The organism is Streptomyces sp. Y20, from assembly GCF_043195475.1.
In the GTDB taxonomy this organism is placed as follows: Bacteria; Actinomycetota; Actinomycetes; order Streptomycetales; family Streptomycetaceae; genus Streptomyces.
Genome location: NZ_JBIDDP010000012.1, coordinates 158,701 through 179,714 on the forward strand (window position 1 = coordinate 158,701; position 21,014 = coordinate 179,714).

At 74.3% G+C, this 21,014-nt stretch carries 7 protein-coding genes and 1 pseudogene; 1 reads left to right on the forward strand and 7 read right to left on the reverse strand.

The features are described from left to right. Nucleotides 1-79: 79 nt before the first annotated feature. Both ACGFT1_RS27315 and ACGFT1_RS27320 read right to left on the reverse strand, forming a co-directional pair. Nucleotides 80-1,213 (reverse strand): annotated as a pseudogene (locus ACGFT1_RS27315) (alginate lyase family protein); the annotation flags it as partial. Nucleotides 1,214-1,581: 368 nt separating this feature from the next. Then, nucleotides 1,582-3,414 (reverse strand): hypothetical protein, encoded by a 1,833-nt coding sequence (locus ACGFT1_RS27320; protein ID WP_373911638.1) that lies wholly within the window; start codon nt 3,412-3,414, stop codon nt 1,582-1,584. Between the two features lie 712 nt (nt 3,415-4,126). Between ACGFT1_RS27320 and ACGFT1_RS27325 the strand changes: the two genes are divergently transcribed. Continuing rightward, nucleotides 4,127-4,939, forward strand: a complete 813-nt coding sequence (locus ACGFT1_RS27325; RefSeq protein WP_373911639.1) for a SpcZ — start codon at nt 4,127-4,129, stop codon at nt 4,937-4,939. A gap of 23 nt (nt 4,940-4,962) precedes the next feature. Here the strand turns inward: ACGFT1_RS27325 and ACGFT1_RS27330 are convergent, their stop codons facing one another. The 5 genes from ACGFT1_RS27330 to ACGFT1_RS27350 form a co-directional block, all read right to left on the reverse strand. Further along, on the reverse strand, nt 4,963-5,838 hold the full coding sequence (locus ACGFT1_RS27330) for a TauD/TfdA dioxygenase family protein (protein WP_373911640.1): 876 nt from the start codon (nt 5,836-5,838) through the stop codon (nt 4,963-4,965). Between the two features lie 42 nt (nt 5,839-5,880). Beyond that, complete coding sequence (locus tag ACGFT1_RS27335; protein WP_373911641.1) at nt 5,881-6,570, reverse strand: hypothetical protein; 690 nt, start codon at nt 6,568-6,570, stop codon at nt 5,881-5,883. Beyond that, nucleotides 6,536-7,591, reverse strand: a complete 1,056-nt coding sequence (locus ACGFT1_RS27340; protein ID WP_373911642.1) for a GSCFA domain-containing protein — start codon at nt 7,589-7,591, stop codon at nt 6,536-6,538. Before ACGFT1_RS27340 ends, ACGFT1_RS27335 begins: the two co-directional genes overlap by 35 nt. Before the next feature lie 107 nt (nt 7,592-7,698). After that, nucleotides 7,699-16,974: an amino acid adenylation domain-containing protein gene (locus ACGFT1_RS27345; RefSeq protein WP_373911643.1), complete on the reverse strand. Its 9,276-nt coding sequence runs from the start codon at nt 16,972-16,974 to the stop codon at nt 7,699-7,701. Next, entirely contained in the window at nt 16,971-21,008 is a 4,038-nt protein-coding gene (locus ACGFT1_RS27350; RefSeq protein WP_373911644.1) for an amino acid adenylation domain-containing protein, read from the reverse strand. The genes ACGFT1_RS27345 and ACGFT1_RS27350 overlap by 4 nt, the downstream gene beginning before the upstream one ends. Nucleotides 21,009-21,014 lie beyond the last annotated feature (6 nt).

Below are 21,014 nucleotides of genomic sequence, written 5' to 3' on the forward strand. Positions count from 1 at the left end.
TTCCCTTGCCGAGACCGGTCACACCACCGGCGGCCGAAGAGGCGGACGGGGAAGGCTGCCGCGCGGTCGCGGGGCCGGCCGGGTTGTCGGCGTGGGTCAGGGTCTCCCACGCGACGAACAGGTCGTTCGTCCCCGAGGGGCGGTTGCGTTCGGTGAGCTTGGCGGTCTCGGGCATGTCCAGGCCCATCCTGGTGTGCAGGGCGTTGTACGCGACCTCCGTGACGGGCCCCAGCTCCTGCTTCAGGCTGCCGCCGCAGACGGAGGACGGTACGGCGGCACCGAGCGCGTACTTCGACTGGAACTCCAGTGCCTGCCGCAGGCGCTCGCCCACCTGGGCGTACAGGTCCTGCCCCTGGATCCAGGCGGTTTCCGCGACGTGGGAGATCGCGGAGATGCCGTACCCCGTGTGGGTGAGGTCGCGGCAGGTCTCCTGGGTGAGGCCGGAGACGAAGTTCGACTGTCCCTGCCAGAAGCCGACCGTCGCCGACCTGTCGCCCTCGGCTCCTGACGCCGTCTTGGGCAGGGAGCCGTCGGAGTCCAGATAGACGTAGGCGGCGACCCGCTTGAGGTAGCGGGCCACCGCCTGGTCGTAACCGGCTCGGTCGTCGAGGAAGACCGAGATGCCGACCGCGGCCTCCATCATGCTCAGTTCCCAGTTGCCGTTGCTGTCCGATCCCTTGGCGACCTCGGGCAGGTAGACCTCGCGCAGCATCGTCGCGAAGCGGTCCACCTGGGGCCATCCGGTATAGGTGGAGCGGATGATCTCCGCGGCTCTCGGCCACACGGACCCGGCCCAGCCGGCTTGTAGCGGCGCGTTGCTGTCGGTGTGCGAGGTGATCGTCGACGACCACGCATCCATGATCTGGATGGCCTTCTGGGCGTATTTCTCGTCCTGGGTGAAGTACCAGGCGAGGGCGTCGGTGTACGCGGCTATCGCGTCCTGCCGCTCGCTGGTGCACCCGTTGTCGGGTTGGGAGTACGAGCCGCACTCCACCGTCTGCCGGGGGCTCGGGTTCCGGGACAGGGAGGCGTAGGGGCTCGCCATCATCTGGTCGAACGCGCCCTTCCAGGGCTGGCTTCCCGCCCGCACCTTCTCGCGCACGAAGTCCAGTTGCGGTCCGCTCTCCATCACCCCCGGGTGGGCGAACGCCGTGGGCGGGGAGGGGTCCCCGTCCTGTCCCGCGAGCGCGGGGACCGCCACGACCGCCGTCATCAGCGTGGCGATCAGGGCGCCGAGGGCGACTCGTTTCTGCTTCTCCGTATAACGCCCGGATGATCGGCGGAGAAGTGCGTTGAACATGGGGCACGCCTTCCAGGAGCCGGTGGCCAGTTCCGTCGGGTTCGGCAGCCTGCGTGACGCACCCCCGGCCGACGACGCGGTGCGTCCCGACGCGTGTCGCACGGAGGGGGCGGTCTGCCCGGCTGGGAACGGGGAGAGGCGCTCCCCGGGGTACCGGGATCGCCCCGGTCATCGGTGCACGGAGCGCCTCCGCGCGTCATCCTTGTGGCCGGTGGCCGGCGCCCACCAGCGCGGGGCCGTCACCGTGCCCCTAAGGCCAGGGGATCTGTCCGAACACCCCGTCAGGTTCCGTCCCCGCCGCGCCAGTCGCGCCATGCCCGGGTCAGTTCCCGCACCGCCGCCCGGTCGAGTCCGGGGTCCTCGGGTGCCTCGCCGGGGCCGACCTCGCGCATCATGACGACGTCCGGGACACCGGCCTCGGCCTGCAGCACCCGGAACCGGGAGCCGGGCAGGAACAGCACCCGGTCCGGGCACAGCGGGTCGAGGAGGTCCGTGCGGCGGCCGTCCACCGACCAGATGAGGAAGTCGGTGTTGCCCGGTTCGTCGCGGGGTCCCAGTGCCGACGCCTCGCACACCTGGGGGTCGACCACCAGCGGCTGCCCGGCGTACCACTGCCGCATCGCCTCGTCGAGCGTCGCCCGCAGGCCCGTCGCCCCGCGGTGCACGGGAAGCATGCCCAGCCCCGTGCGCAGCAGTTCGCTGCCGGGCGACGCGGACCCGCCGGTCGCCGCCTCCGCTCCGGCGCCGTCCGCCTCCCCGGTCCCCGCCAGCCGGCGGAGCACGGCCGCGAGACCGGCGACGGCGTCCGGATGCCGGCGGTCCGCGGTGAGTCCGGGATGCCTGCGCAGTATCTCGGCCGCGATGGACAGGGAGCCCTCGTCCGTGGTGTCCGGCGCGGTGCGCGACCGTGCCCCGCCGGTCCGGCCGGCGCCCGGCTCCGGGCGGGGACCGCCGTGGGACGGTGCGGGAGCGGGGCGGCCGCCGGCCCGCGGGGCGGACCTGGCCGAGGTCCGGCCGCCGGCCGTGACGGCGGGGCGGCAGACGCCCAGGCGTACCGCCCGGCGCAGTTCGGGCGGGAAGCTCTGCACCAGGTCCGCGGCGAGCTGCCTGAGCCGGGGCAGCGCCTCTTCGGAGTGGGCGTCGCACAGGACCCGCTCCCGGCCCGGGTCCGGGTCGGCCGACCGCACCTCGGCCGCGTGCGGGGGGTTGTGCGGCAGGCGCACCCACAGACCGCTGCGCACCACCTCGACGACGGCGTCCTCCGCGAGGATGTGGAGGCCGGGGCGGATCTCCTGGAGGTCGCCGAGCGGCCAGCGGTGAGCCGCCGCGTACGGGGTCGGTGAAGGCCCGGCGGAGCGGGCCGGCGGCAGGTGCACGAACTCCTGACCCAGCAGCGGACGGCCCGGTGAGCCGTCCGCCCGCACCAGCAGCACCTCACCGCCGTCGTCGGCTCCGCCGGGCATCCCGTTGTACATCCGTACGGGTTCGCCGATCACCTGGGCGAGGACGTCCCCGAAGTGCCGTCCTCCGCTCAGGCGGGTGGGCCCGTAACAGAGGAACCGCACCGCCGGCCACAGGTGCGCAGGCAGTCCCTGCCACAGACGGGCGACATCCGCCAGCGGCAACGGCTCCGTTCCTGGAACGCCGGCCACCACGGTGAGCAGCTCGGAGGAGACCGGGAGCCTGCCGTACAGACGCATCCGGTGGTCGTCGGTGGACGTGCCCTCCTCCGCCGGGCGCAGCCAGAGGCCCGCGGGGACGGGTTCCGCCACGACCGTGCCCAGCGACCAGGGCCGGTCGGGCAGGAAGGACTCCCAGGACGGTTTCGGGAAGCCCCTGGAGTCCCACGCCTCGGGTGCGCCGGGTTCGCAGCGCACCCATCCCGCTCCGCGGTCCGCGCCGATGAACAGGCCGCCGCCGCAGGACGGCAGCGGGGACCCGGCCGCCGCGATCACCGTCCTGCCCAGCCGGTCGGCGAGCCATCGGGCCACGGCCACGGCCCCGGGTAGCGGAGAGCGGCCGAAGACCAGCCGGATGCCGTTCTCCCCCGGGGGGACCGCCCGTGCCATCTGTTCGAGCGTGCGGTCGTCGGTCTCGTCGGGCAGGTCGACCACCAGGACGGCGCACCCCGGATCCCGGGCGAGGCCGGCCGCGAAGGACAGGGCTTGCGGATCCGCGGTGCCGGCCGGGGAGATCAGCCACGCCTCACCCGCGCGGTGGGCCGTGAGCGCCGGGACGCTCCTTCCTGAGCGGCCGGCAGCACGAGGTGACGCTCCCTCGCGGGCCGCTGCCGCGTCGGCCGGTCCGGTGGCGCGGCGTGCCTCGGGTGAGGAAGGCGCCGTGGGGCCGCCCCGCGGCGAGGAGGGGCGTGCTGCCGCCGGGGCCTGCTGCCGCCTGCTGTGCCAGGGGGACGTACGGACCGCTTCCGGACGGGGGGCACTGTGCCGGCCCCCGGGCCTCGCCGTGCCCGCGCGAGCGGACGCCGTCGGCTGCGGGCCGGCTTCCGTTCCTGTCTGGTTGCCGCTCATGCGCTTGGTTCTCCCTGAGAGGGCGGTCTCCCTGCCCGTGGGCGGGATGCGACCGGCCGGCGCACCCGGGGACCGGCGGTCAACTGTAGAAACGCGCCGGTCCGCCGGTCCACCGCGGCCGGCGCCACCGCCCGGCGTGACCTGGCGCTTCGCTCCGTGAGGGCACAGACCGTGCCCTTCGGGGCAGGATGCGCCCGCCCGACGGGTCCTGCCGTGCTCCTCTTGGAGGCTCCGAAGCCTGCCGGCAGTCCCGTAGCGGTGTCCGCGCAGGCGTGTACCGTCGAGACAGGAGAACCGTATGAGCCGTCCCCCGGCCGTCCCCGCGTCGTTCGGCGAGTTGCTCGCGCGGCTCGAAGCAGGCCTGGTGGTCCCAGCCCGCCCGCCCGAGGAAGGTTCCTCGTCCGGCCCCGGACTGCCGGACTGGCTGTGGCAGGTGGTCGCCGTGCTGTACGACGGCCAGGGCACCGCCGCCGCGAAGGACTGGGCGTTTCGTCTGCACGGGGAACTGGGGCGTCTGGGCGGCCGGGTGCCGTTCACCGTGGTGCACGACTGGCACGCTCACGCCGTCGCGCCGATGCTGGCGGAGGCGTGCGCCCGGCGGGGCTGGTCGCCGCAGCCGCAGCGGGCCGTCCAGGACCTGCACGTCCGCGCGCTGGCGGGTCAACGGACGGCGGCGTCCGAGTGGCAGGCGGTGCTCGGACCGGCGCTGCGGGAGGCGTACCGTCTCGCCTACGCCTACGACGACGCGTTCGCCCACGCGTACGCCGGGGCCCACGCCTACGCCGTCGCGAACGCCTACGGGGCGGAGCGGGCCGCCGAGTTCGCGCACGGCTACGCCGAGCTGAACACCGGAGCCAACGTCACGTCCTTCGCGGACGGCAACGCCCTGGCGAACGCCGGTGCGACAGCGGTGGCCTGGGCCGCGGCGGACGCGCACGCCTACGCGGCGGCCTGCCCCTTCGCCCACGCGCGGGTCTACGCCCATGCCTGGGCCGGCCGGGAGCGGACGGCGGTCCGGGAAGGAACCGGGGAGCGGGAGGAACGGCTCCGCACGGCTCACCGGCGGCTGGCCGGCGGACTCGTCGACAGCCTGGCCCGGGCGGCGGCCTGAGCCGTCCGTGCCACCGGCGGCCCTCAGGCCTCGGGCCGCCGGCCTTTGACGGTCACCCGCCGGCCGTGGCGCGCGTGGGGGTAGTAGTCCCAGATCGCGTGGTGCTGGACGCAGCGGTTGTCCCAGAACACCAGCGTGCCGGGGGTCCAGCGGACCCGGCAGCTCAGCATCGGCCGGCGGGCGGCCAGGTCGAACAGCATGCCGAGCAGCGCCCTGCTCTCGTCGCCGGACAACTGCACGATGTGCGAGGTGTAGGCGGGGTTGACGAACAGCAGCTTGCGGCCGGTCTCGGGGTGGCGCACCACCACCGGGTGTTCGTTCCTGGGCAGGACGTATCCCTCCGGTGGGGTGTGGCCCTGCCAGGCGACGGCGTCGTCGTGGATCGCGGTGAGGCCGTCCAGGAAGGCCCTCATCGCCGGGGACAGCATCTCGTAGGCGAGGTGCATGTTGGCGAACAGGGTGTCGCCGCCGCTGCCGGCGTCCGGCGTGCGGGTGATGTGGAGCATCGAGCCGAGTGCCGGTTCGGCGCTGGAGGTCCCGTCGGCGTGCCAGCCGTGGCCGTCGACGTCGGTGGAGTCCTTGGTGGCGCTGATCTCCAGGACGACCGGGTCGCGGCCTTCGGGGACGGCCACCGGCAGGGGCCGGAGTTCACCGAAGTGAGCGGCGAAGCGCTTGTGGTCGCTGATCGACAGCGTCTGGTCGCGGAATACGAGCACGTGGTGTTCGAGGAAGGCGTGCCTGATCTCCTCCAGTTGCCGGTCCGGCAGTTCGCGGGACAGGTCGACACCGGATATCTCGGCGCCGATGACGGGGGTCAGCGGGTCGGCCCCGATCGTCTCGTACGCCGTCCTGGGCCTGGTGGTGATGCGTTCGAGCGCATCGAGTGCGAACGTCTCCATGAATGCGGCTTCCTTCTTCGTGTTCGTCCGCGCGGTGCGGGGTCACAGCCCGCGCGCCAGCAACTCGGCCAGGAGCATCCGGCCGAAGGCCAGGTTCCCGTGGATGGTGTCGTGGGGCTCGCACAGCTCGGGGCGCTGCAGGCCCGTGGCGTCGGTGGCCCGGTCGCGCAGGTCGACGATCTCGACCCCGAGCGGGAGGAGGGCCCGGCGGACGGTGTCCTGCGCGGCCATGAACACCGCGGTGTCGGAGTGGCCGGGCACGCGCTGGGGCGGCATCAGCGCGAGCGTCCGCAGGCCGAGCCGGCGCACATGCCGGTAGAAGTCCAGCGCTCCGCGGCACATGGCGAGGACGATGTCGTCGAACATCCGGCTCGACAGGAAGCCCGGCGGGAACTCGCCGCGAACCCGGTAGACCTTCCAGTTCTCCACGGTGGCGACGAAGTGGGCGCTGAAACCGAGGGTCGACACCAGCGGGACGGTCAGCGCGCCCAGTTCGGCGATGCCCAGCTCGGTCAGGAAGCGGCGGTAATAACGGTCCGCCGCGGCGCCGCGGAAGACGATGTCGTCCCCCTGGACGTCGAAGAACTCGGCGGTGAACTCCCGTCCGGCGCCGATCGGCCCTCCGTGGAAGGGGATGCCCGCCTCCTTCGCCGCCCGGCCGACCGGGCCGGCGTGCGAGTCGCCCAGGAGCAGGAACCTAGCGGGGGCTGTAGTAGTCGAGTACGGCGTCATCGCACCAGACGTCCTCTCCGTGGTCGGGTCCGGTGCCGGTGCCCGGCTGCGGGCCGGCCGGACGCGGGACGAGCGGGCCGAAGAACTGGCGCATGACGAAGGCGACGCCCTCCGGCGTGACCGTGCGCAGGTTCGGCTCGAAGAACGCCGCCTTGAAGGGGGAGCCGGTGATCATCTCGTACGCGGGGAAGTAGTCGATGTGGTCGTGCTCCCGTGCCAGTTGCCCGGCGACGGCCCGCAGCACCGACTTGGAGTAGGTGGTGGCCGTGAGCACGTGGCCGCCGGTGGCGGTGGCGGTCAGCGGTACGGGCGAGACGGTGAGCACGATGCGCAGCCGCGGGTTGGCGGCGCGCGCGATGCCGAGGGCGGCCGCCAGGTCGCGGTGCACCTCGGCGAAGGTGAAGTCACGGAAGCCGTGCTGCCCGGCGTCGTAGGTCCCGCGCACGGTGCCGGGGCAGACCGGGTAGACCGCGCCGGTGGAACGGTTCTCCCACGCCTCGGTCAGACCCAGGGTGAAGATCAGGCAGCCGGCCGTGGCGACGGCGTCGCGGATGGCCGCCAGGGTCGTCCGGCGCGCGGCCAGCATCGCCTCCGCCGAGTCGTACCCGCCGGGTTCGAGCGAGGGGCGGAACGGGTCGAAGACGCGGCCGTCCTCGACCCAGACCTCGTCGGGCGGGCCGGTCTCCCCGCTCGCCCAGGACAGCCACTGCCGGAGCGCGGCGGCGGTGTGGATGTTGCCGGTGCGGAAGGAGAACACGCCGAACTGGCGGCTCAGGCGCTCGGCCGGCGTGAGTCCGGGCGGCGCTGGCTCGGTCTCCCGCCAGTTCATGCCGCGGTCGCGCAGGGCGGGGCCGAGGTGGCGCGCGAAGCAGGACCCGGCGGTGAGGACAGGTTCGTCCTGCCCGAGGGAGAACGTGGGCGTCCACAGGTCGCCGATGGCAAAGGGGTCCGGCTCGGCCACGGCGGAGCGCCAGAACGAGCGGGGCGGCAGGGACTGGTACGGGTTCTGATGGGGATGCACGGTCGTGGCCTCGGGTCGTCAGGTACGGGGGCGGTGGCCGGTGCCGTCCTGCGGACCGGACCGGGGTGGGGCGGTGTGCACGTCGGGTTCGTTCGGGGCTGGCCGCGTCAGTCGTTCCCGGGGACGGGCGACGTCGCCGCGTTGATCTCCTCGGCCACCGTCCGTACGTGGGGCGGCCGGACGATGCCGTAGTGGTCGGTGTCCGCGATCCGCACGTGCGCCGGCCGGGGCAGGTGTGCCCGCCACAGGCGCAGCTGCTCGTCAGGGGTGCCCAGCGCGTCCATGCCGGCCGCGGGGCGCGCCGCCAGCCAGAGCCGGACGGGTGTGCGGGACAGGCGCGCCGGCTCGTACCGCGCCATGCCGGCGAGGTTGGCCCGGCAGCAGCGGGCCAGCCGCTCGGCGTAGTCCCGCGCCGCCCGGCCCGCCGCCGCGTCCGGGCCGCCCGTGCGCAGCTCCTGGGTGAAGACCTCTTCGATCCCCGCTTCGTCGTAGTCCTCGAAGCGCGGCCCGGCACCGGGCGGGGGCGGGTCGATGAGGAAGAGGCCGTCCGCCGTCCGCCCGGCCGCTTCCTCCTCGGCGGCCATCGCCAGTGCCATCCAGGCGCCGAAGGACCAGCCGGAAAGGTACAGCCGCCCCTCACCGTGCGGGAAGCGGTGCCGCAGCGCGGCGTGGTAGTGGCGGGCCCGCTCCTCGAACGAGCGGTGCGGCACGTGCCCTCGCAGGGCGGGGTCGGCGATCAGGCAGACGGTGAGCCGCGGGTCGAGCGACGACACCAGCGCGCGGTACGCCTGGATGTCACCGCCGACGGGATGGATCAGGCACAGCACGTCGTGTCCCCCGCCCTCCTGCCACACCTCCAGAGCCACTTGGGCCGGGGCCGCCTGGGTCCGGGACGGATGGGCTTCGGTGAGGTGGCCGGCGGCCGGCCCGTCCTCGGTGGGCGGCTCGGCGAGCCGGGACAGCACCTCCGTCAGACTCACCCGGTGGCTCAGCCGGGACAGTTCGAGGTCGACGCCGAAGTGCCGCTTCACCTCGCTGATCAGGTCCAGCAAGGTCAGGGAGTCCGCGCCCAGGTCGTACAGGGACGCGTCCGGGTCGAGCTCCTCCACCCCCAGCCAGCGGCAGAGGTGTTCGGCGAGCTGTGCGGCGGCCCGGGAGGTCCCCTCGTGGCGGGTCACGGCCTCCTGCGCCGCCCGGCCCGGAGCTTCGGCCGGGGCCGCGTAGAAAGCGCGGGCCTCCTCCAGGGAGGTGGTGGACACCAGCAGCTGAGGCAGTTGCAGCCGCAGGGCCCGTTCGAACACCCGGCGGCCCTCCGCGACCCCGAGGCCGACCGCGAGGTGCGCCTGGTGGCGGGCGTCCGACCGCAGGGCCTCCTGGGCCATCCCGGCCTCGTTCCAGACGTCCCAGTCGATGCCGAGCCGCAGCGTGGTGTCCACCGGGGTGGCCCGGTAGCGGGCGAAACCGTCCAGCAGACCAGCCGCCGCGGCGTAGTCGAGCTGTCCGATGCCGCCGAACAGGGCCGCCATGGACGAGCAGTACGCGGCGAACCGTGGCCGGTAGCACCGGACCAGCAGCTCGACCAGCAGCGCGCCGTTCAGCTTCGCCGCGGTGGCGCGACGCATGACGGTGGCGTCGCGCCGGGCGATCAGGCCTCCGGCCGCCACGCCCGCGGCGTGGACCACACCGTCGACCCGGTCGGTGTACCGCTCGATCAGGGTCAGCACCGCCGCGGGCGCCTGCTCGGCCAGGTCGGCCGCGACCATCTGGACGCGGTCGGCCCACGGTGCCAGGCCGGCCGGCAGGACCGGCCGCCGGGCCACGAGGATCACCCGGCCCCCGGTGTGCTCCAGCAGCCAGGCCGCGAGGGTACCGCCGATGCCGCCCGTGCCGCCCAGGATCAGGTGGACGCCCTGGTCCGCTGTCGGAAGCGGAGGGGTGGGCGCGGTGGGCGCGGTGACCGGCAGCAGCGTCGGCTCCCACCAGTAGCCCTGCCGCAGCGCCAGCCGGCGCCGTGTCGGCGCGGGGGGCTCCGCCTCCGCCAGTACCGGCGCCAGCAGCGGCGCCCAGTCGGCGAGGCCGGCTCCGGGCAGGTCCAGCCACCGGCCGGTGACGGCGCACTCCTGCGGCGCCACCTCGCAGACACCGGCCAGGAGGCCGAGTTCGGGCCGGTCCACGCCGCCCTCCACGGGCTGGGCCCGGTGCGAGAGCCAGAAGGCACGGTGCGGCCCCACCTTCGGCCGGGCGGTCATCGCCCGGACCAGGGCGGCGGGGGTGTCGACGCAGGCCCAGCGCGCACGGGCGAGCGACTCCTCGCCCACCGCGCCGTCGACCGCGAGCGGCAGTGCGTGCAGCCAGTCGATGCCCGTCCGGGCCTCGTCGGCCAGCGCGTCGAGGAGCAGGCCCAGCGAGTCGGGGTCGGCCGGGTCGACCTGGTAGAGGTCCTGCGCCAGCCGGGCGAAGGCGTCCGCCGCGCCGACCCGGACCACCCTGGTGTAGACCGCTTCCAAGGGCCGCACCGCGGCCTCGGGCAGCGGTGCGGCCGTCAGGACCACCAGCAGATCGCGTTCGGGTGTGCCGGGGGTGGCGGGCACGGCCCGGCGCAGCCGTACCCAGTGCGGCTGGTGCAGCCACTCGGCTTCGGGCAGCCGCCGAGCATGCTCGTCGGGGGCCGCCGGCCCGGGTGCGGACGGGGCGCGCTCGAAGTCGTGGTCGGTCAGCCGGAAGGCGGGCGGCGGGAAGTCCCAGGGCGCCTGCGCCGGTCCGGCCGGCCAGTGGATCGTCCGCCCCGCCAGCCAGGCGTCGGTCAGCTCCCGGGCCGTGTGGGCCGCGGCGGTGAGGCTTCCCTCGTCCGGTGCCACCTCGACGCCGGCCGCCGTGCGCAGCCAGGCCACCGCGGTGGCGGCGTCGGGACAGACCCCGGCCATCCGCCAGCGGCGCGGTGGACGGCCGGCCTGGAGGTGCCGCAGTACCCGGCCGTAGGCCTCGGGCCGGCCCTGGAGGTAGTCCGCGATGCGGGAGGCGTCGGCGCGCAGGCCCTCCGCGCTGCTGCTGGACAGCATCAGGCAGGGCATGGCGGCGGCGGGCGGCTCGGCCGGCGCGGGTGCCTCTTCCAGCAGCAGGTGGGCGTTGGTGCCGCCGATGCCGAAGCTGCTCACAGCCGCCACCCGGGGCCGGTCCGCCGGCCAGGGCCGGGCCTCGGTGGGGACGTGGAACGGCGTCAGGTCGCCGATCGCCGGGTTGACGCGGTGGAAGCCGACGTTGGGCGGGATCACGCCGTGATGGACGGCCAGGGCGGCCCGCACCAGTCCGACCACCCCCGCGGCGGCGCCCAGGTGACCGATCTGGCTCTTCACCGACGTCAGCGCGCAGCGGTCCGAGGCGCCGAGGTCCAGGGCCTGGCGCAGTGCGCCCACCTCGACCGGGTCGCCGAGCCGGGTGCCGGTGCCGTGCGCCTCGACGTAGCCGACGTCGGCGCCGGTACGGCCGCCGCGCCGCAGGGCGGCGCGGATCACCTCGCGCTGGCCGGCCAGTGAGGGGGCGCTGTAGCCGAGCTTGCCGGCGCCGTCGTTGTTGAGGGCCGAACCGGTGACCACCGCGTAGACGGTGTCGCCGTCGCGCCGCGCGAGCCGCAGCGGTTTGAGCACCACCACGCCCACGCCACTGGCACCGATGGTGCCGTCGGCGTCGTCGCTGAACGGCCGGCAGTGTCCGTCCTTGGAGAAGATGTGCTGGGGCTGGTAGGTGTACCCGCCGGTCAGCTGCGGGTCGGCGAGCACTCCCGCGGCCAGCATCACCTCGGCGTCGCCCTGGCGCAGCAGGCCGGCCGCGAGGTGCACGGCCACCAGCGAGCTGGCGCAGGCGGCCTGCACGGTGAACGCCGGTCCGGTCAGGCCCAGGTGGTAGGCCGCCTTGGTGGCGAGGAAGTCCTTGTCGTGGTGTGTCGCCATCTGGAAGCCGTCGGGCAGGTGCGCCGGATCGGCTTCGCGGAGCATGGACTGGAAGTAGGTGTTCTCGCCGCAGGCCGCGATCAGCCCGACGTACCGCCCGGCCGGGTCGGCGACACCGGCGTGGGCCAGCGCCTGGGCGCAGCTCATCAGCAGGTGGCGCTGCTGCGGGTCCATGAGGCGCGCGTCCCGTCGGCTGATGCCGAAGTGCTCCGGGTCGAAGGCCAGCAGACCGGACATCTGGCTGCGGGCGCCGACCAGACCGTCCGCGGCGTCGAAGTGCTCGATGCCGCGACGGCCGCTCTCCACCATCTGCCAGAAGGCGGCCAGGTCGTCGGCGCCGGGCAGGCGTACCGCCATGCCGACGACGGCGACCGGCTCATCGGCCGCCGGCGGCCGGCTCGCGGCTGTGGCGGCGGCCGTCGGCCGCTCCGCCGTGGTGCCGGGCGTCGGCCGCCCCGCCGTCGTCGGCCGCCCTTCCAGGGAACGTGCCAGGCGGCGGATGGTCACATGCTCGAACAGGTCGGGGACGGTCAGCGGCAGCTCGTGTTCCGTGGCGCAGCGCAGCTGGAAGCGCATCAGGTGAAGGCTGGAGGCGCCGGCGTCGAAGAAGCGCTGGTCGGGCTGGATCGGTGTGCCGGTCACCGCCTCGAACAGCTCGGTGAGCAGCGCCTCCAGCGGGGACAGGCGGGGCGCGGTGGCGGCGCGCGGGCTCAGCTCCTCGCCGGGGGCGTCCAGCGCCCGGCGGCGGTCCAGCTTGCCACTGGGGGTGCGCGGCAGCACCTCCAGCGACCGGAAGCGCTGGATCCGTACGTAGGAGGGCAGCAGCGGTGCCAGATGGCTCGCCAGTTCCTCCGGTGAGGGGCGGACGTCGCGGCACTGGAGGCAGGCGGTCAGCTGTTCGCCGTCGCGGACCACCACGGCGTTGACGATCCGCGGGTGCCGCAGCAGCGCGGCCTCGACCTGGCCGAGTTCCAGCCGGTGGCCGCTCAGTTTGATCTGGTGGTCGTCGCGGCCCAGGTAGTGCAGCAGTCCGTCGCGGTCGAAGCGGGCCCGGTCGCCCGTACGGTAGAACAGCCCGAGTCCGGGCAGTTCCACGAAACGGGTCCGGTTGAGTTCCGCGTCGCCCAGGTAGCAGGGCGAGACCATGGGGCCGCCGATGAGCAGCCGCCCGGGGCAGCCCGGTGGTACGGGCTGGTCGGCCTCGTCGACCACGCGCAGCCAGGCGTTGGCCACGGGACGCCCGATCGCCGGGCGTTCCGGCCAGTGCGCCGGGTCGCCGTCCAGGCGGAGTCCGCTGACGACATGGGTCTCGGTCGGGCCGTAGTGGTTGAACAGGCGGGCGCCGGGCATCCCGGCGAACCACCGGCGGATGGCGTCCGTGCACAGCAGCTGCTCGCCCGCGGTGATCACCTCGCGCAGTCGCGAGGGGTAGCGGCCGAGGTGGACGGCGTGCTCCGCGAGCAGATGGAGGGCGACGTAGGGCATGAAGACCCGTTCCACGCCGGCCGATTCCAGCTGGGCCAGCAGGGCGGGAGCGTCCTGCCGCCAGTCGGGCCGCACCAGGTGCAGACAGCCGCCGCCGCACAGGGTGCCGAAGATCTCCTGGAAGGAGACGTCGAAGGACAGCATGGAGAACTGCTGGGTGACGGCGGCCGTGGCCAGGCCACCGGATTCGCTCTGCCAGTGGAGGAGGTTGCACAGGGTGCGGTCGGACACCCGCACGCCCTTGGGGGTGCCGGTGGAGCCGGAGGTGAACAGCGTGTACAGCGGCCGTCGGCCCTCGTGCGGCGCCGGCGTGGGCGCGGGGCCGGTCGACAGGGTGACCGGGAGGCGGGGCAGGCCCGGCGGGGCGATCGCGTCGAGCGCGTCCTGGCCGCCCGGTGCGACGAGCACGCACAGCGGCTCGACCTGGTCCAGGATCTGACGCAGTACGGCCGGTGGGTAGCCGGGGTCGAGCGGCACCGCGGTGATGTTGAGGCGGGCCAGTGCGAGCAGCGCCACCACGTGTTCGACCGAGGGGCCGAGGTGGAGTGCGACGCCGCGCGGACCGTCGTCGTCCGGTGGCGACGGGAACCGCTCCCGCAGTTCGGCGGCCAGAGCCGCCGCGTGCGCGTCGAGCCGGGCGTAGCTGAGGGTGCGGTCACCGGTCGCCAGCGCGGGTGCGGTGGGCGTCAGGCGGACCTGGCGGGCGAAGCCTTCGGCCACCGTGGTGAAGGCCGGCTCCGCCGGGGCGCCGCGTCCGGGGTCGGGGAGGCTGGCCCGGTAGGGGGTCACCAGGCGGGCGACGGTGGCGTCACGGTCCTCGGCCAGCCGGTTCAGGCCGGTGCGGAACAGGTCGGCCATCGCCCGCACGTCCGGGGCGTCGAAGTGGGTGCCGGCGTACTCCCACAGGCAGTCGAAGCCGTCTTCGTGCTCGACCACGGACAGCGTCAGCGGGCACTTGGCGTCGGCCGGGGCGTGCCATTCGGGGCGGGCGTCACAGCCCGGCAGCGCCAGCGCGGAGAAGTCGGTGTTCTCCAGCACGAACAGGAAGTCGAACGGCTGGCCCTCGTCGTGCGCGTCCCGGTCGGCCAGTACGTCGGCCAGGGCCACGTCCTGCCGGTCCAGTACGGCCTGTGCGGCGGCGCCTTGACGCAGCAGCCCGGCGCGGAGCGTCTCGCGGGGCGCGACCCGCAGGGGTAGCAGCACCGTGTTGGCGAACATGCCGACGCTGGCTTCGAACTCCTGCACGGGACGGTTGGCGACGGGGCTCGCGACCCGCAGCCGCGAGCGGCCGGTGACGCCGTACAGGCTCCAGGCGAACACACCCAGCAGCACCTGGAAGCGGGTCAGCCCCAGTTCGCAGCAGAGCCGGTCCAGGAGTGCGCGGTGCACCGGGTCCAGGGCCGTGTGCACGAGACGGCCCTCGGCGCGAACCGTGGAGCGGACCGGTGCCGAAGGCGTCAGGACGTCCGTCTCGTCCTCTTCCTCCTCCGCCTCGCCGTAGTGGGCGCGCAGTTCGGCGCGCTGCGTCAGGTAGGCGGGCCGGGTGAACCAGTCGGTCTGCCAGGTGGCGAAGTCGAGCGGGGTCGGCGCGGGGGCCGGGGCGTCCTCGTCCCCGCGCGGTGCGGCCGCGTACTCCTGTGACAGCTCGCGGAAGAGCACGTTGAGCGACCAGCCGTCGACCGCGATGTGGTGCAGGTGCAGCAGCAGCACGCCGCCCCCGTCCTCGGCCAGCCAGCTCGCCCGCAGCAGTCGTGGCCGGGACAGGTCGAAGGGCGTGGCGAAGAAGCGGCGGGCGTGGCCGCCGCGGCTCTCCTCGTCACCGCCCAGGTCGGCGGGTGGCTCCGTCCACGGGTCGTACGGCTCGGACACCACCTGGCGCAGTCCGTCGGCGGTGGTGTCGAACGCGGTGCGCAGCGCCGGGTGGCGTACCACCAGCCGGCACAGTGCGCGGCGCAGTGCCGCTGTGTCGACGGTGCCGCGGATCCGGAAGGACAGCCCGACGTTGTAGGCGCAGGACCGGGGGTCGCGCTGGTGCAGCAGCCAGAGCCGCTGCTGCTCGGAGGTGGCCGGCGCGGAGCGGGCGCCCGCCGGGGCGGGGGGCGCCGGATGGGGCGAGGGGTTCGTGGTGCGGCCGGCCCGGACGGCGGCGGCCAGTTCGGCGAGGTCGGCCCGCAGGACGAGGCTCTGCGGCAGTTCGCAGCCCCAGCGGCGCCGCACCTCGAAGCGCAGGCGCAGGGCCTTGAGGGAGTCGCCCCCGCTGGCGATCCAGCGGTCGTCCAGGCGCAGACCCGTCACCCCGAGGACCTCGCCCGCCAGGTCGAGCACCTGGCGCTGCCACTCGGTGGCGTCGGCCGCGGGAGCCGTGGCCCCGGTACGCCGCCAGGGCCGGCCGTCGTCGCGCCGCAGCAGGGCGGTCCGGTCGACCTTGCCGTTGGCGTTGAGCGGCAGTTCGTCGATCAGGTGGATCCGGTGCGGTCGCATGTAAGGCGGCAGACCGGCCGCCAGGTGACGGTCGAAGTCGTCGAACGTGAGGTCGGCCCCGGCCACCAGGTAGGCGAGGAGTTCGTTGACGCCCCGTTCCTCGTCACGGCGTGTGCAGACGTGGGCCTGCCGGACCGCCGGATGGGTCAGGATGTGCCGCTCCAGCTCCCCCGGTTCGATGCGGAAGCCGCGGACCTTCACCTGGCGGTCGGCGCGCCCCACGTACTCGACGAGTCCGTCGGTGCCGCGCCTGACCAGGTCGCCGGTGCGGTAGTACCGGGTCCGTCCTCCGTCGTGCCCGGGGAGCCGGACGAAGCGGCGTGCGGTCTCGTCCGGCAGGTTGCGGTAGCCGGCCGCCAGCGCCTCTCCGGCGAGGAGGAGTTCGCCCAGCTCGCCGGTCACGGCCGGTCGTGCGCCGTCGGCCAGCACGAGGGCCTCGGTGCCCGGCAGCGTCCGCCCGATGGGGACCACGTCCCGGTCGAACGCCCGGGGGATGGGGTGGCACAGGGCGAAGGTCGTGGCCTCGGTGGGGCCGTACACGTTGAACAGCCGGGTGCGGCTGGCGGGGTTGTCCCGGTACCAGCGGCGGATCACCGGTGCGTTGAGCTGCTCACCGCCGACCAGCACCTGGCCGGCTCCGGCGAAGCAGTGCGGAACCCTGTCGACCACCGTGTTGAACAGCGCCACGGTCATGAAGAGCGTGTCGACGCGCCGGCGCAGCAGCTCCGCCGCCAGTACCTCGGGGGACTGCACGACCTCGTCGCCGAGGACGACGCAGCAGCCGCCGGTCAGCAGCGGCACCCACACCTCGAAGCTCAGGGCGTCGAACGCGGGGTTGGACAGGCAGGCGTAGCGCGCCCCCTGGGGCAGTTCGAGGTAACCGGGCCGTGCCAGACGCAGGATGCCGGCGTCCGGCACTTCGACGCCCTTGGGGCGTCCGGTGGTACCGGACGTGTAGAAGACGAAGGAGACCGGTGCGGCGGTGGCGGCCGCCGGGGGGATGTCCGCGGCGGCCGGAGCGGCGTGGAGCAGGGCCTCGACCGCCAGCGGCAGCACGCCGGCGGGCAGGCCGTCGGGTGCCGCCTCGCCGTGGATCAGCGCCACGGCGGACGAGTCGGTGAGGATGTGGCCGCGCCGCTCGGGCGGGCTCTGCGCGTCCAGTGGTACCACCACCGCGCCCAGGCGCAGGATGCCGAGCATGGCGCTCACCAGCTGCCAGGACCGCGGCAGGCAGACCGCTACCGCCTGGCCGGGCCCTATGCCACGACGGCGCAGGGCGTCGGCGACGGCGGCACTGGCGGAGTCGAGTGCGGCGTAGTCGAGGTGCCGTTCGCCGTCGATGACGGCGACGGCGGCCGGGGTGCGGCGGGCCTGGGCGAGCACGCTCCCGGCCAGTCCCGCCGTCCTGGAACCGGCCGGCGCGCTCTGGACGGTCGAGGGGGCCGGTGCGGTCGGTGTGGGTTCCATCATGCCTTCTGCGCCTGATCGGGCTGGACGGGCCGGGCCTCGTGCGGCACCGGACGGGACGCCGGCCGCCGGGCCAGCTCGGATCGGATCAGCGCGGCCACGCGTGGCACCCCGGCGGGTTCCAGGATCTCCCAGTGGTCGCAGGCCAGTCGCTCCACCTGGAGGCCGGTGCCGGCGCGCCGGCGCCAGAAGTCCCCGGCCGCCCGTACTTCGCGGTCGTCGAGTCCCTCCGTGGCCTGCAGCAGCACCAGCCGGGCCGGGGTGGACGGTGCCCGGTAGGCGTGCGCGGCCGACCGGTTGTGGTTGTAGACCCGGTAGTACCGTTCGATCTGCTCGTCCTCGATACCGGGGTACATGCCGTTGAACCGGACCAGCTTCTCGCGGAACTCGGCCATGTCCACCGGCTGGACGCCGGCGTCCCCGTCGCCGTCGCCGTCATCGTCCGCACCGTGCGTGTCGAGGAGGACCACGCTCACCTCGGTGTGTCCGGCGAGGGCCAGTCGGCGTCCCATCTCGTGGGCGACGAGGCCCCCGAAGGAGAGGCCGGTGAGCACCAGCGGCCCGTCGAGCAGGGGGGCGATGAGCCGCAGGTAGCTGTCCGCCATGGCCTCGACCGTGGGCAGGAAGGTCTCACCGGGGTCCAGGCCCGGGGACTGGATGCCGTAGACGCCGCAGTCCTCCGGCAGGGCCCTGGCGAGCGGCAGGTAGCAGAAGGCCGTGCCGCCACCGGGGTGGACGCAGACGACGCGGCGGTGGCCGTCGCCGTCGCGGAAGGTGATGAGGTTGCCGGGGGGCCGGGCCGGGGACCCCCGCCGCAGCCGTCCGCCGAGCGCCTCGATGGTGGGGTGCAGCATGATGTCGCGGAGCGGCAGCGTCTCACCGAACTCCTCGCGGACGGCGTGGGCCAGTTTGATGGCGGAGATCGACGTGCCGCCGAGGTCGAAGAAGTCGTCGTGGATGCCGATGTCGGCGTGCAGCAGCAGCCGCCGCCATATCCGGTAGAGCGCCAGCTCCGTGTGGTCGCGCGGGGTCGAGGTGTTGACCTGGGCCGGCCCGGCCGTCCGTGCCCGCCTCAGCAGCGCCTCGCGGTCGGTCTTGCCGTGGGCGGTCCGCGGCAGCCGGGGCAGTTCGAGGAAGAGCTGCGGGATCATGTGGCCGGGGAGCAGCCGCGCGAGTGCCGCGCGCCATTCGCCCACCGGTCGCGGCGCGGCCTCGCCCCGTCCGATCCCGGCTATCAGGCGGGTCTCGCCGGTCCCGTCGCTGTCGGCCAGTACGACGGCTTCGAGGACGCCCGGCTGCCGCAGCAGGGCGGCCTCGACCTCGCCGGGTTCGACGCGGAAGCCGCGCACCTTCACCTGGTGGTCGGCGCGGCCGGCGAACTCCAGCTGCCCGTCGGCACGCCACCGTGCCAGGTCCCCGGTGCGGTACATACGGGTACCGGGCGGCCCGTACGGATCGGCGACGAACCGCTGCGCGGTCAGCCCGGGCCGGTTCAGGTAGCCGCGGGCCAGGCCCGCACCGGCGACGTACAACTCCCCGCGGACACCCGGCGGCACCGGTCGGAGCTGCGCGTCGAGCACGTACACCCGGGTACCGGCCACGGGCGTGCCGATGGGCGGGGTGACGGCTTCGGACAGGGGGCCGCTCATCGTGGCGCAGACCGTGGTCTCGGTCGGGCCGTACGCGTTGATCATGCGGCGGCCGGCCGACCACTGCCCGACGAGGGCCGGCGGGCACGCCTCACCCGCCACCACCAGGGTCATCCCGTCCGGCAGGGCGCCGGCCGGCAGCACCGCCAACGCCGCGGGGGGCAGGGTGGCATGGGTCACGGCATGACGGCGCACCACCCCGGCCAGACCCTCGCCCGGCAGCAGCTCGTCCGCCGGGGCCATCACCAGCCGCGCGCCGGTCAGCAGCGCCATGCACACCTCCCAGGTGGCGGCGTCGAAGCTCGGTGAGGCGAACTGGAGCACGCGGCTGTCCGAGGTGACGCCCAGGCGCTCGGTCTGGCTCGCCGAGAGCGCGGCGATGCCCTCGTGGGTGACGACCACGCCCTTGGGCCGGCCGGTCGAACCGGAGGTGTAGATGACGTACGCCGCGCAGTGCGGCCGGAGCGGGGCGCCGCGCTCCGCGTCGGTCAGGTCGGTCGTCTCCCCCGGGCCGGCCGCGGTCGCGGTCGCAGTCCCGGTGTCGGCGCCGGTACCGGTCAGGACGAGCGGGGTGCTCGTGCCGGGCAGGGCGGGCGCGGTGGCCGCGTCGGTGAGGACGCATGCCGGTTCGGCGTCGTGGAGCATGTACGCGATCCGCTCGGCCGGGTAGTCGGGATCGACCGGCAGGTAGGCCCCGCCGGCCTTCATCACCGCGAGGATCGCCACCAGCCACTCCACCGACCGGGGGAGCGCCACCGCCACCACCCGCTCGGGGCCCACGCCCAGCCCGGTCAGCCGCCGGGCCAGCCGGTTGGCCCGTGCGTTCAGCTCCCCGTAGGACAGCGACAGCGGACCGAACTCCACCGCCACCGCCTCCGGAGACCTGCGTACCTGTTCCTCGAACAGCGCGGGAAACGGTGCCGCGCAGACGTCACGCGCCGAGTCGTTCCACCCGTCCAGCAGCTGTGCGCGCTCCTGCGGGGACAGCAGCTCCAGTGAGGTCACGGACCGCTGCGGCTCGGCGGCCATCTGCGTCAGCACCCTCCGCAGCTGCCGGCAGTGGCGCTCGACCGTCTCGGTGTCGAACAGCGCACAGGCGTAGTCCAGGGTGCCGACGACCCGGCCGTCCCTCTCCCCCAGTGACAGCGCCAGGTCGAACTTGGCCGCGGTGCAGGGCGCGTCCAGCGGCGTCACGCCGAGACCGGGGAGGGCCGGCTCGCCGCCCTCGGTGTTCTGCCAGGCGAACATCACCTGGAACAGGGGCGTGTGCGCCGTGCTGCGGGCCGGGTTGACCAGCTCCACCACCCGCTCGAACGGCAGGTCCTGATGCGTCAGCGCCGACAGCGTCACCCCCCGCACCCGCTTCAGCAGCTCGGCCACCGACGGATCACCGGACAGGTCGACGCGCAGGGCCAGGCTGTTGACGAAGAAGCCGATCAGCCCTTCGAACTCGGTACGACTGCGGTGGGCCGTGGGCGTGCCGATCACCAGATCGGTCTGCCCGGACGACCGGGAGAGCACCAGCGCCCATCCGGTCAGCAGGGTCATGAACAGGGTCGTGCCGTGGCGCCGGCTCAGTGCCCTCAGGGCGGCGGTCAGCTCCGCGTCGAACTCGAGGTGCAGCTGCGCGCCCCGGTAGTCCTGGTGGGCCGGGCGCGGGCGGTCGGTCGGCAGGTCGAGCAGGGCGGGCGCGCCCGCCAGGGCTTCACTCCAGTACGCGGCCTGGCGGGCCGCCGCGTCCTCGGAGAGCTGTTGCCGCTGCCAGGCCGCCCAGTCGGCGTACCGCACCGGCAGCGGCGGCAGTGGATCGTCCCGGCCCTCGCGGAACGCCGCGTACAGCGCACCCAGTTCCCGGGTGAACACACCGGTCGACCAGCCGTCCGACACGATGTGGTGCGCGGTGACCAGCAGCACGTGGCGGTCCGCCGCCAGAACCACCAGCCGGCCGCGGAACAGCGGGCCCCGCGCGAGGTCGAAGGGCGCGGTGGCCTCCCGCTGTCGCAGGGCGGCGAGCCCGGCTTCCGCGTCGGGCCGGCCGGTCAGGTCGTGCACCCGCAGGGTGAAGCCCTGCCCGGGCGGGTCGACCTGCTGGAGGACCTCACCGGCCACGGCGACCAGACGGGTCCGCAGCGCTTCGTGGCGGTCGGCCAGCGCGTCGAGCGCGCGGGTCAGCGCGCCGCGGTCCAGCGGCCCGCGCAGCTCGAAGGCGAGCGGTATGTGGTAGGCCTCGCCCGCGCCCCGCATCTGGGTCAGGAACCAGAGCCGCTGCTGCGAGAACGACGACAGCGGCTTCGCCCCGCTCGCGCACGGCACTTCGGTGGTGGTCTGCCGCGGTGCCGCCTCCGTGGATGCGGAGGCAGGACCGTGGAACGTGTGGTTCGCGGGCAAGGCTGG

Excerpts from the sequence above, each read along its gene's own strand:
- ACGFT1_RS27345 (WP_373911643.1), bottom strand. The coding sequence starts at position 16,974 with ATGATGGAACCCACACCGACCGCACCGGCCCCCTCGACCGTCCAGAGC.
- ACGFT1_RS27325 (WP_373911639.1), top strand. The coding sequence starts at position 4,127 with ATGAGCCGTCCCCCGGCCGTCCCCGCGTCGTTCGGCGAGTTGCTCGCG.
- ACGFT1_RS27335 (WP_373911641.1), bottom strand. The coding sequence starts at position 6,570 with ATGACGCCGTACTCGACTACTACAGCCCCCGCTAGGTTCCTGCTCCTG.
- ACGFT1_RS27330 (WP_373911640.1), bottom strand. The coding sequence starts at position 5,838 with ATGGAGACGTTCGCACTCGATGCGCTCGAACGCATCACCACCAGGCCC.